Origin of the sequence: Pseudomonas sp. PAMC 26793, from assembly GCF_000313235.1 — a bacterium.
In the GTDB taxonomy this organism is placed as follows: domain Bacteria; phylum Pseudomonadota; class Gammaproteobacteria; order Pseudomonadales; family Pseudomonadaceae; genus Aquipseudomonas; species Aquipseudomonas yamanorum.
Map to the genome: position 1 here is coordinate 156,012 of NZ_AMXG01000036.1, position 11,149 is coordinate 167,160.

The following is an 11,149-nucleotide window of genomic DNA, read 5'->3' on the forward strand; positions in this document are numbered from 1 at the left end:
GCATTCCAAAGGTGGAACCCGGTCGAATGTGGGAGCGGGCTTGCTCGCGAAGAGGCCCTCAAAAACACCAGGAATTCAAAGCGCCCGCGCAATAATCTCCTTCATGATCTCATTCGTCCCCGCATAAATCCGCTGCACCCGCGCATCCGCCCAGGCCCGTGCAATCGGGTATTCCCACATGAAACCGTAACCCCCGTGCAGTTGCACACACTCATCCAGCACCTTGCATTGCAGGTCTGTGGCCCAGTACTTGGCCATCGCGGCCGTCGGCACATCAAGCTTGCCTTCGAGGTGCAGTTCCATGCACTTGTCGACAAACACCCGGCCAATCTGGGCTTCCGTCGCAATCTCCGCCAGTTTGAAGCGGGTGTTCTGGAAGTCGATGATCGCCTTGCCGAACGCCTTGCGGTCGCGGGTGTACTCCAGCGTCCATTGCAACGCCGCCTCGGCTGACGACAACGCCCCGATGGCCACCGTCAAACGCTCCTGCGGCAGCTCCTGCATCAGATAGGCAAAGCCCATCCCCGCCTGCCCCAGCAGATTCTCCTTGGGCACTCGCACATCCTGGAAGAACAGCTCCGACGTATCCTGGGCCTTCATCCCGACCTTCTCCAGGCGCTTGCCCTTGTCGAAGCCCGGCGTGTTGGCTTCCACTAGAAACAGACTGGTGCCTTTGGCGCCGGCCTTGGGGTCGGTCTTGGCGACGACAATCACCAGGTCCGCGAGGAAGCCATTGGTGATAAACGTCTTGGAGCCGTTGATCACATATTCATCACCGTCCAGCACAGCCGTGGTCTTGACCCCTTGCAGGTCGGACCCGGCCCCCGGTTCGGTCATGGCGATGGCCGTGACCATCTCCCCGGAGATCAACTTGGGCAGGTACTTGTGCTTCAGCGCCTCACTGCCGTAATGCAGGATGTATGGCGCGACAATGTCCGAATGCAGGGAGAAACCGATCCCGGTCAGCCCCAGGCGACTGATCTCTTCGATCACCACGGCGCTGTAGAGAAAGTCCGCCCCGAGGCCGCCGTACTCCTCCGGCAAATGCGAGCAGAGCATCCCCGCCTCCCCTGCCTTGTTCCACAGGTTACGGTCGATGTAGCCCTGCTTTTCCCATTGCCCGTGGAACGGTGCCGCGTCTTTTTCGAGGAAGGTGCGCACGCTCTGGCGGAAGAGTTCGTGCTCCGAGCTGAACAAGGTTCTGGGAATCATGGGTCACCTGCGTGAATTGTCGGACAAGACCGGGATCACAGAGCCTAAGCCGCGAAGGCGTCACAGGACACTGGACACATGCGACAAAAAATAAGACGATCCAGCCGTCTGGTGACCACTTTCCCCTATAAGAATAAATGAAATTATGTCTAACCAAATCTCCACGCCTTTGCGGCGCGTCAGCATTTTGGCCATTGATCGGGTATTCGCTTCAACCCTCATGCAAGCCAAGGATTTCTTCCACCTCGCGAGCCTGCGCTACGGCAAACAGCTGGGCCAGGGCCTTACTCCCGCTTTCGAAACACGCCTGGTCAGCCCCGACGGGCAATCGGTACGCAGCTTCAGCGATGTGATCATGCCGGTGGACGGCGGCCTCGAAAACGCCGACATCATCGTGCTCCCGGCCTTCTGGGACGACTTCGACTCGTTGTGCCAACGCTACCCCCAAGTGCTGCCCTGGCTGCGCGAACAACATGCCCGTGGCGCCGTGCTGTGCGGCGAAGCCACCGGCGTGTTCTGGCTCGCCGAAGCCGGCCTGCTGGACGGCAAGGAAGCGACCACCTACTGGCGCTTCTTCAACGCCTTCAGCGAACGCTTTCCCAAGGTGCAACTGAACCAGGACAAGCACCTGACCGACGCCGACAACCTCTACTGCGCCGGCGGCACCACCTCGGCCTGCGACCTCTATATCTACCTGATCGAACGCTTCTGCGGCGCCAACATCGCCCAGGCCGTGGCCCGCGACATCCTCTATGAAGTGCAACGCAGCTACGCCCCCGGGCGCATCGGTTTTGGCGGCCAGAAGCTGCATCAGGACGTGATCATCCTGCAGATCCAGCATTGGCTCGAAGAGCACTTCGCCGACAAGTTCCGCTTCGAAGACGTGGCCCGGGAACACGGTATGAGCATCCGCAATTTCATGCGCCGCTTCCAGACCGCCACCGGCGACAAGCCGCTGCATTACCTGCAACGGTTGCGAATCGAGACGGCCAAGGGCTTGCTGTCCGGCAGCCGAAAAAGCATCAAGACCATCAGTTATGAAGTGGGTTACGACGACGCAAGCTTCTTTGCACGGCTGTTCCGGCAGCACACCGAGTTGTCGCCCAACCAGTACCGCCAGCAATTCCAGCAGGCGGCATAGGCCGCCCTTACTGTAGGAGCGAGCTTGCTCGCGAAGGTCGTTAACGAAAACGCGGGGCATCTGAAGCCCCGCGTTGTCCTTGAGTTCTTCGCGAGCAAGCTCGCTCCTACAGGGGGCTAGCGCTTAAGGCTTGTGCGCCCGCGACAGGAACTCGTGGGACTGCATTTCCAGCAAGCGGCTCAAGGTCCGTTGGAACTCGAAGTTCAAGCGGCCGCCGGTGTAGAGGTCCTTGAGTTCGACTTCCGCCGAGATGATCAGCTTGACGTTACGGTCGTAGAATTCGTCGACCATGTTGATAAAGCGCCGCGCGATGTCGTCGGTGGTGACGCTCATCTGCTCGACGCCGCTCAGGATCACCGCGTGGAAGATCTTGCCCAGTTCGATGTAGTCGTTCTGGCTGCGAGGGCCGTCACACAGTTCGCGGAAGTCGAACCAGGCCACGTCGTCGCAGGTGCGCAGCGCGATAATTTCGCGGTTTTCGATGATCAACTTGTCGTTTTCCACCGCTTGGGTGCATTCCGGCGTCAGGGCACGGAAGCTCTTGCGCAGGCTTTCCTGGGCCACTTCATTGAGCGGGAAGTGGAACAGTTCGGCTTGCTCAAGGTGACGCAGGCGGTAGTCGACGCCGCTGTCGACGTTGACGATGTCGGTGTTCTGCTTGATCAGGGCGATGGCCGGCAGGAAGCGCGCACGTTGCAGGCCGTCCTTGTACAGGCCGTCAGGCACGATGTTCGAGGTGGCGACCAGGGTCACGCCGTTCTTGAACAGCTCCTCCATCAAGGTGCCGAGGATCATCGCGTCGGTGATGTCGGAGACGAAGAACTCATCGAAACAGATCACCCGGGCTTCTTCCGAGAAACGCTTGGCGATGATGGTGAGCGGGTTCTTCTCGCCCGGCAGGGTCTTCATCTCTTCGTGCACGCGCTTCATGAAGCGATGGAAGTGAGTACGGACCTTTTCCTTGAACGGCAGCGCTTCAAAGAAGGTATCGACCAGGTAAGTCTTGCCCCGGCCAACGCCACCCCAGAAGTACAAGCCCTTGACCGGCGTGTGGTCTTTCTTGCCAAACAACTTGCTGAACATGCCCGGCTTGTTCTGCGAGGCCTGGACCAGATCGTCGTACAGGCGCTGCAAATGACGCACCGCAGTTTCCTGGGCAGCGTCATGGAAGAATTCAGGGCGTTTCAGATCAGCTTGATATCGTTCTAGGGGCGTCATAATTCGTTAGCAAGGCAACAAAAACGGGCCGCCACTGTAACGACGGCCCTGAAGAATGGCAATCAACCCTTGGTCGGGTTAATCCTCGATTGGGGTCAACGCAACGCGTAAGGCTTCGATCGCGGCATCCCGCGAGGCGCTGTCGGCGAACGCCGGGCTATCGGCGACAGCAGCACCTTCCAGCCATACGCTGAAGCTCAGGGCCTCGCTGCGTACATCCAGCGCCTGGCCCGATTGCAGCTGCTTGGTCACCGCGCCGGCGGTTTTACCGTCGGCAAAGTTACGCGACAGCAGCAGTTGCTCGCCTTCGGCCGCCAGCAAACGGAAGCGGAAGCTGCCGTCGTCTTCGCGGAAGCTGACAAAACGTGCAGCTTTCGCCGCTTTTTTCTTGGTGGTAGCGGCAACGGCGACCGGGTTGACGAACGAACGCAGGCCCACCGCTTCACGCAGCTCGGCCAGGAACGGTGCAGCCACGGCACGGGCTTTACGGGCGCCGATCAGCAGCAGGTCTTCCATGTCCGACGGACGCGACATCAACTGGTGGTAACGCTCGCGCGCTTCGCCCAGTTGGCCGTCCAGCAACTGGAACAGACGGTTCTTCGCCTCGCCCCAGCCCAGGCCTTGCAGCAGCTCGCCGCGGAACGCTTCTTCCTGGGCCTTGGTGGCAAATGCCTGGTACAGGGTGAACAGGTGCGAGTTGTCCGGATCCTTGGCTTCGCCCGGCGCGCGGGAGTCGGTGACGATCCGCGAGATCGCGTCCTTCATGTCCTTGGCGCTGGTGAACAACGGGATGGTGTTGTCGTAGCTCTTCGACATCTTGCGGCCATCCAGGCCTGGCAAGGTGGCGACGCTTTCTTCAATCAGCGCCTCGGGCATGGTGAAGAATTCTTTACCGTTGCCGAACAGGTGGTTGAAGCGCTGGCCGATGTCACGGGCCATTTCCACGTGCTGGATCTGGTCACGACCGACCGGCACCTTGTGGGCGTTGAACATCAGGATGTCCGCGGCCATCAGCACCGGGTAGCTGTACAGGCCCATGGTGATGCCCGCATCCGGGTCTTCGCCGTTCTCCAAGTTCTTGTCCACCGAGGCCTTGTAGGCGTGCGCACGGTTGAGCAGGCCCTTGGCCGCCACGCAGGTCAGCAACCAGGTCAGCTCGGGGATTTCCGGGATGTCGGACTGACGGTAGAACGTCACCCGGTTCACATCCAGGCCACCGGCCAGCCAGGTCGCAGCGATTTCCATGCGCGAGCGCTGGATGCGCTGCGGGTCATCGCACTTGATCAGGGCGTGGTAGTCGGCCAGGAAGTAAAAGGAGTCGGCGTTGGCGTCCTGGCTGGCAAGGATCGCCGGGCGAATCGCGCCGGCGTAGTTGCCCAGGTGCGGCGTGCCGGTGGTGGTGATGCCGGTAAGGATGCGGGTACGGGTCGTCATGGGTGATCGCTTGTCATCAATTCGAAAGACGTGGCAGCACAAGATCCTTGAGATCGGTCAGCTTGCCATGAAAAAAGTGTCCGCATTCTGCCACTTTCAGCAGCTCATGGGGGCGATTCAGGGCGGCGGACCAGTCGTAGACGAGTTGTGGGTCGACCACTTCGTCGGTTTCCGGCTGGATCACGGTCAATGGGCAGCCTTGTGGCAGCACGTCGTTATCCCGCAGGCGCATCACCGCCGCGGCCACCATGAACAGGTGCGCGAGTTTTTCGCCCTTGGCTTCCAGGCGGCCGCCGAGGGTGGCCGCCACAAACCCGCCGAAGGAAAAACCCAGCAGGGTGATCGGCAGGTCGGGATGTTTTTCACGCAGCCAGGTGGCCGCGGCCTCGGCGTCGTCGACTTCACCGGTGCCCATATCGTGCGTACCGGCGCTGGCGCCGACACCGCGATAATTGAAACGTAACGTGATCAAGCCGGCATCCCGCGCAGTGCGCTGCAGGGTCGATACGACTTTGTTGAGCATGGTGCCGCCCTGCACCGGGTTAGGGTGGCAGATCAGCGCCAGGCCACGTGGCTCGGGGTGATCCAGATACAGGGCTTCCAGTTGGCCTACCGGGCCATCGATCAAAACGGGGGTTTCACGCATCAGCAAGGAAGGAACTCCGTGACCTCTCAAGGGGTCGACTCGTCTAGCTAAAAGTCTGTGCATGGCATCATTGCGAGCTTAATCGCGGTATACAGCGCAGGTCCGAGCCGTTAACGTAAAGCAAAGCCGTTTATAGAGGAAGGACTCGTGGAACACTCGCTCTTAGTTTGGTTGTTGCCGACTCTCGCCTTGGTTGCCGGTGTCGCCATTGGATTCCTGGTTGCCCGCCTGCTGCCGAATGCCGCGCCTAACCGCACGCAGCGTCAGCTGGATGACATTCAGGAACGTTTTGACAGTTATCAGAACGAGGTTGTTACCCACTTCAACAGCACCGCGACCCTGGTGAAAAAGCTCACTCAGAGCTATCAGGAAGTACAGGATCATCTCGCCGAGGGTGCCAACCGCCTGGCCCTGGACGACATCACCCGCCAGCGCCTGCTGGCCGCGCTGCATTCCGATGCACCGCACGCTCCACGGGAACGCCTGACCCCACCCCGGGAAAATCAGGAACCACCACGGGACTACGCGCCAAAAACGCCAAACGCCCCGGGGATGCTGGATGAGCATTACGGCTTGAAGAAGTAATACCTTTTCAAGCGACATGAAAAAGCCCGGCTGATCGATGATCAGCCGGGCTTTTTTGTTGGACACAGGTCGACCAGACAACACTGATCCATTGTGGGAGCGGGCTTGCTCGCGAAGGCGGTGGGTCAGCTAATACATCGGGTGACTGACACACCGCATTCGCGAGCAAGCCCGCTCCCACATTGACCGCGCCCTGCCTCAGGACACGGGTTGTTCTTGTAGCTGCCCGTCCTGTATCCGCACATGCCGCCCATGGAAACGCTTGAGGCTGCTGCGATGGCCGACGCTGACGATGCTCAAGCCCGGCAACTCATCGATCAACGCCTGATAAAGCGCCGCCTCATCCTCTTCGTCCATCGCCGACGTGGCCTCGTCCATGTACAGCCATTGCGGCTCAAACAACAACGCCCGGGCAAACGCCAGGCGCTGCTGCTCACCCGGTGACAGCATGCGCTGCCAGTGATTGGCTTCGTCCAGGCGTGGAATCAGGTGCGCCAGGCGGCAGGTTTCCAGGACCTGTGCATAACGTTCCGCCGGGTACGCGCCCTCCTCCTGTGGATAACTCAACACGCCACGCAGAGTGCCAATCGGTAGATACGGCTTCTGCGGCAGGAACAGGTAACGCTCGGCCGGCAAACGAATGTTGCCGTGGCCGTTTGGCCACAAATTGCCCATGGCCCGCAGCAAGGTTGATTTGCCGCTGCCGGAACGACCGCTGAGCATCAGGCGCTCACCTTCGGCAACCGTCAGGTTGGCGCCTTCGAGCAGATGACGACCATCCGCCAGGTCCAGGCTGAGGTTGTTCACCTGCAAGCCGCCGCCCTGGCGCTGCAACTCGATGCCCATGTTGCGGCCTTCGTTTTCTTCCATCGCCTCGCCGAAGCTCAGCAGACGATCACAGGTCGCACGCCAGCTGGCCAACACGGTGTACGCGTCGACAAACCAGCTGAGGCTGCCCTGCACACTGCCAAACGCCTGGGCCACTTGCATCAGTACGCCCAATTCGATCTTGCCGGAAAAGTAACGCGGCGCTGCCACCACAAACGGGAAGATGATCGCGATCTGCGAGTAACCGCTGGTGAAGAAATTCAGGCGCTTCTTGAGCTGCATGATGCTCCAGAAGTTGCTCCACACCCGCCCGAAACGCGCACTCAGCTGCTGGTGTTCATTGGGCTCGCCATTGAACAGCGCGATGCTTTCCGCGTTCTCGCGTACCCGCACCAGGCTGAAACGCAAGTCAGCCTCGAACCGTTGTTGACGGTTGCTCAAGCCGATCAGTTTTCGACCAATCAAGTGGGTCAACCAACTGCCCAGCACCGCATAGACCAGCGCCGCCCAGAACATGTAGCCGGGAATGGTGATGCCCCACACTTCGATGCTGCCGGACACGCCCCACAGGATCACCGAGAACGACACCAGGCTCACCAGGTTACTGATAAAACCCAGGCCCAGGCTCAGGGTGCTGCTGGTGAAGGCGTTGAGGTCTTCGGAGATACGTTGGTCGGGGTTATCCGTGTAGCCGCCGTATTCCAGGTGGTAGTAGTTCTTCTGGCTCAGCCACTTGGCAAAATAGGTTTCGGTCAGCCAGCGCCGCCAGCGGATGGTGAGCATTTGCTGCAAATAGGAGGTGAACACCCCGGTGACGATCGCCACCACGGCGATCACGCTGAAATACATCAGCAAGTGGGTGAAGGCGTCGTAGTCCTTCTTTTCCAGAGCGTTGTAGAAGTCGCGGTTCCAGCTGTTGAACCACACCGACACCGCCACACTGAACAGTGACAGCCCCAGCACCACCAGCAGCAACAGCCAGGCCTTGCCCTTCTCCTCACTGCGCCAGTAAGGGGTGATCAGCGCCCACACTTTCCTTAAAAATTGCCCACGCACCGCGTCATTGACCGCGGAATACTCAGCGTTCTGATTCATTGTTCAGGCTCGGTAGGAAAAAAATAACAGGCGTTTGAACCGATCATAGACGATCGGTTCAGGGCTCCGTGCGGCCTGACGCAGATTGTTCAGTCGCCGTTCAACGTCGAACCGGGCGTTTCTGCAACTTGCGCTGCAACGTTCGACGGTGCATGCCCAGGGCGCGGGCCGTGGCGGAGATATTGCCTTCGTGCTCGGTCAACACCCGCTGGATGTGTTCCCACTGCAGGCGGTCCACCGACATCGGGTTTTCCGGCACCAGGGTGTCGAGGTCGGCGTGCTCGGAGAGCAAGGCGGCCAGCACGTCGTCGGCGTCCGCCGGTTTGCACAGGTAGTTGCAGGCACCCCGCTTGATCGCCTCGACGGCGGTGGCAATGCTGGAATAGCCGGTGAGGATCACCACGCGCATTTCCGGGTCCAGCTCCAGCAGCTTGGGCAGCAGCACCAGGCCGGAGTCGCCGTCCATTTTCAGGTCCAGGGCCGCGTATTCCGGCAGGTCGGCCGTGGCGATGGCCAGGCCTTCTTCGGCGGAACCGGCGGTGCTCACGCGAAAGCCACGACGGCTCATGGCGCGGGCCATCACGCGGGTAAAGGTGGCGTCGTCATCTACCAGCAGCAGGTGCGGCAGTTCTTCGCCTTCGACTTGGATCTCGTCACTCATCGATGTCTCCTCGTGCGACACGGGGCAGGCGCAGCTCGGTGAGCGTGCCGCCTTCCTCATGACTATAGAGTTTCACTGAGCCGCCCGCGCGAGTCACGCTGGCCTTGCTCAAAAACAGGCCGAGGCCGAAGCCTTTGCCCTTGGTGGTAAAGAAGGGTTTGCCGATCTGCTCGGCAATCGCCAGCGGCACGCCGGCACCGTGGTCGCGAATGCTGATGGTGAAGTCTTCCGAGTCCCAGTCCAGGGTCACTTCCAACCCTTCCGGGCAGGCATCGGCGGCGTTGTTCAGCAGGTTCAGCAGCGCCTGGGTCAAGTCCGGCGGCGGCGCCATGCGCGGCACCGTGCCCTGGCCCAGCAAGTGGAAACGGTAGCTGGCTTCGGGACGCATCAGGTGCCAGCGGTTCAGGGCTTCGTCCAGCCACTGGGTGACGTCCTGCATCTCCACTGCCAGGCGGCGATTGGCTTCGGCGGCGCGCACCAGTTGTTGCAACGTCAGCTTGCACTGCTTGACCTGCTCCTGCAGCACACTCAGGTCGTCTTGCAGGGCCGGGTCGTGGTGGTCCTGGGTCATTTCCTTGAGCAGTACGCTCATGGTCGCCAGCGGCGTGCCCAATTCATGGGCTGCGCCGGCAGCCTGGGTGGCAACGGCCAACAACTGCTGGTCACGCAGGCCTTCTTCACGGCGAATGGCGCGCAACTCTTCCTGGCGGCGCAGCTCTTCCGCCATTCGCGCGGCAAAAAAGGTGATGACCGCCGCCGACAGGGCAAAGCTCAGCCACATGCCATAGATCTGCAGGTTTTCCCGGGCGATGGGGAAGGTCTGTAACGGGTAGAACTGCGCCAGCAGCAGGGTGTACAGGGTCAGGGCGATGCCCGACAGCACCACCGAATAGCGCCACGGCAGCGTCACCGCCGCAATGGTCAGTGGCACCAGGTAATAAGAAACGAAAGGGTTGGTGGAGCCGCCGGAGAAGTACAGCAACACACTGTGGATAAACAGGTCGCAGGCCAGTTGCAGGGAGTACTCCAGTTCGGTCACCGGCCATGTGGTGCGCAGGCGAATGGCGGTAAACACGCACAGTACCGTGGAAAACCCGAGGGTCACGGCCAGTTGCAGCCAAGGCAGCGGCAGCAGGTTGAACCAATAGGCGAGCCCCACCGAACCGGCCTGTGCGGCCAGTACCAGGGTGCGGATGAACGTCAGGCGCCAGAGGTTCTGGCGGGTGGCGGAAGTCAGTTTTACGGCGGCGAGCATGAGCTCTCCCGATGAGCGCTGCAGGCGGATCGCACGGAGTATAAACGAAGCGACAGCGCTGGCACGGCGTGTGTGGCTCTTTGACGCAGGGGTCAGGATCATGACCGTTCGTCGGCATCCGCCAACTTGTAGCGAATGTGTAAACCCGAAGAACTGAAACCTTGCGTCTACAGTCTTACCGAACACGAACATCTCAAGGAGCTTACATGTCTCGTTTCATTCGCAGTGCAGCCACCCTCACCCTCGGCGCCGCTACCCTCGCCAGCCTGCCGGCCATGGCCGCTGACGAACTGCATTACAACCAGATTTCCCTGCGTGCCGAAGTCAGCCAGGAAGTGGCGCGCGACCAGATGATCGTCACCCTGTACACCGAGTCGCAGAACACCGACCCGGCCAAGCTGGCCGCCGAAATCACCACCACCATGAACAAGGCGCTGGCCCAGGCCCGCGAAGTCAAAGGCGTGACCTTGCGCCAGGGCAGCCGCAACAGCTACCCGATCTACGACAACAAGAACCAGAAAATCACCGGCTGGCGTGAACGCGCTGAACTGCGCATGGAAAGTGCCGACTTCGCCGCGCTGTCCAAGCTCACCGGCGACATGCTGACCAACCTGAAAATGGACAGCATGGATTTCGCCATCGCCAACCCGACCCGCAAGGCCAGCGAAGATGCCCTGCTTAAAGAGGCGGTCACCGCGTTCAAGGCCCGTGCACAACTGGCCACCGATGCGCTGGGCGGCAAGGGCTACAAGATCGTCAACCTGAACTTCAACACCAATGGTTATCCACAGCCGTATGCACGTGGCGGGATGATGATGAAAGCGGCGGCGATGGATTCAGCGCCGACGCCGGAAGTTGAAGCGGGTACCAGCCAGGTCAATATGACCGCTGATGGCGTGATCGAAGTCCAGATGCCCTGATTGAGCGGTACCCGAGTTGCAATGACGCTGCCTACGGGCAGCGTTTTGTATTCAGGTGAGAACATATCCTGTAAATCACCTCTGATTTCACTACGGAATCGATAGCCCGGCTTTTGACACCTATATATACCCCCCACGTTGACAGGGATTGCTC

The 11,149-nt window shown here is 60.5% G+C and carries 10 protein-coding genes; 3 read left to right on the top strand and 7 right to left on the bottom strand.

Annotation, left to right across the window (positions count from 1 at the left end):
• Positions 1-75: 75 nt before the first annotated feature.
• Complete coding sequence (locus D109_RS0115830) at positions 76-1,212, bottom strand: acyl-CoA dehydrogenase family protein (protein WP_026078002.1); 1,137 nt, start codon at positions 1,210-1,212, stop codon at positions 76-78.
• 220 nt (positions 1,213-1,432) lie between these two features.
• On the opposite strand from D109_RS0115830, the gene D109_RS0115835 reads away from it, so the two are divergent.
• Positions 1,433-2,353, top strand: coding sequence for a GlxA family transcriptional regulator (locus D109_RS0115835; RefSeq protein ID WP_172834601.1), 921 nt, complete (start codon positions 1,433-1,435; stop codon positions 2,351-2,353).
• A 123-nt stretch (positions 2,354-2,476) separates the two neighbouring features.
• Here D109_RS0115835 and zapE read toward each other — a convergent pair whose 3' ends face one another.
• The 3 genes from zapE to D109_RS0115850 form a co-directional block, all read right to left on the bottom strand.
• Positions 2,477-3,571, bottom strand: a complete 1,095-nt coding sequence (gene zapE, locus D109_RS0115840; RefSeq protein ID WP_026078003.1) for a cell division protein ZapE — start codon at positions 3,569-3,571, stop codon at positions 2,477-2,479.
• A 78-nt stretch (positions 3,572-3,649) separates the two neighbouring features.
• The gene (locus D109_RS0115845; RefSeq protein ID WP_017477755.1) at positions 3,650-5,005 is read right to left on the bottom strand and encodes a tryptophan--tRNA ligase; all 1,356 of its coding nucleotides are present in this window, start codon (positions 5,003-5,005) and stop codon (positions 3,650-3,652) included.
• A 16-nt stretch (positions 5,006-5,021) separates the two neighbouring features.
• A complete protein-coding gene (locus D109_RS0115850; protein ID WP_026078004.1) occupies positions 5,022-5,651 on the bottom strand; it encodes an alpha/beta hydrolase in 630 nt (209 codons plus the stop codon).
• 147 nt (positions 5,652-5,798) lie between these two features.
• Between D109_RS0115850 and D109_RS0115855 the strand changes: the two genes are divergently transcribed.
• On the top strand, positions 5,799-6,236 hold the full coding sequence (locus D109_RS0115855; RefSeq protein WP_003216019.1) for a YhcB family protein: 438 nt from the start codon (positions 5,799-5,801) through the stop codon (positions 6,234-6,236).
• Between the two features lie 198 nt (positions 6,237-6,434).
• Here D109_RS0115855 and D109_RS0115860 read toward each other — a convergent pair whose 3' ends face one another.
• From D109_RS0115860 to D109_RS0115870, 3 genes are all read right to left on the bottom strand, one after another.
• On the bottom strand, positions 6,435-8,159 hold the full coding sequence (locus tag D109_RS0115860) for an ABC transporter ATP-binding protein/permease (protein ID WP_026078005.1): 1,725 nt from the start codon (positions 8,157-8,159) through the stop codon (positions 6,435-6,437).
• A 100-nt stretch (positions 8,160-8,259) separates the two neighbouring features.
• The gene (locus D109_RS0115865; RefSeq protein WP_003216016.1) at positions 8,260-8,820 is read right to left on the bottom strand and encodes a response regulator transcription factor; all 561 of its coding nucleotides are present in this window, start codon (positions 8,818-8,820) and stop codon (positions 8,260-8,262) included.
• Positions 8,813-10,075, bottom strand: coding sequence for an ATP-binding protein (locus D109_RS0115870; protein ID WP_017477759.1), 1,263 nt, complete (start codon positions 10,073-10,075; stop codon positions 8,813-8,815). Before D109_RS0115870 ends, D109_RS0115865 begins: the two co-directional genes overlap by 8 nt.
• Before the next feature lie 206 nt (positions 10,076-10,281).
• Here D109_RS0115870 and D109_RS0115875 point away from each other — a divergent pair, with 206 nt between their 5' ends.
• Positions 10,282-10,995 (top strand): SIMPL domain-containing protein, encoded by a 714-nt coding sequence (locus D109_RS0115875; RefSeq protein WP_003216012.1) that lies wholly within the window; start codon positions 10,282-10,284, stop codon positions 10,993-10,995.
• Positions 10,996-11,149 lie beyond the last annotated feature (154 nt).

Bases quoted from the DNA above. Each gene is read 5' to 3' on its own strand.
- zapE (WP_026078003.1), bottom strand. From the start codon at position 3,571: ATGACGCCCCTAGAACGATATCAAGCTGATCTGAAACGCCCTGAATTC.
- D109_RS0115870 (WP_017477759.1), bottom strand. From the start codon at position 10,075: ATGCTCGCCGCCGTAAAACTGACTTCCGCCACCCGCCAGAACCTCTGG.
- D109_RS0115830 (WP_026078002.1), bottom strand. From the start codon at position 1,212: ATGATTCCCAGAACCTTGTTCAGCTCGGAGCACGAACTCTTCCGCCAG.
- D109_RS0115875 (WP_003216012.1), top strand. From the start codon at position 10,282: ATGTCTCGTTTCATTCGCAGTGCAGCCACCCTCACCCTCGGCGCCGCT.
- D109_RS0115835 (WP_172834601.1), top strand. From the start codon at position 1,433: ATGCAAGCCAAGGATTTCTTCCACCTCGCGAGCCTGCGCTACGGCAAA.
- D109_RS0115845 (WP_017477755.1), bottom strand. From the start codon at position 5,005: ATGACGACCCGTACCCGCATCCTTACCGGCATCACCACCACCGGCACG.
- D109_RS0115865 (WP_003216016.1), bottom strand. From the start codon at position 8,820: ATGAGTGACGAGATCCAAGTCGAAGGCGAAGAACTGCCGCACCTGCTG.
- D109_RS0115850 (WP_026078004.1), bottom strand. From the start codon at position 5,651: ATGCGTGAAACCCCCGTTTTGATCGATGGCCCGGTAGGCCAACTGGAA.
- D109_RS0115860 (WP_026078005.1), bottom strand. From the start codon at position 8,159: ATGAATCAGAACGCTGAGTATTCCGCGGTCAATGACGCGGTGCGTGGG.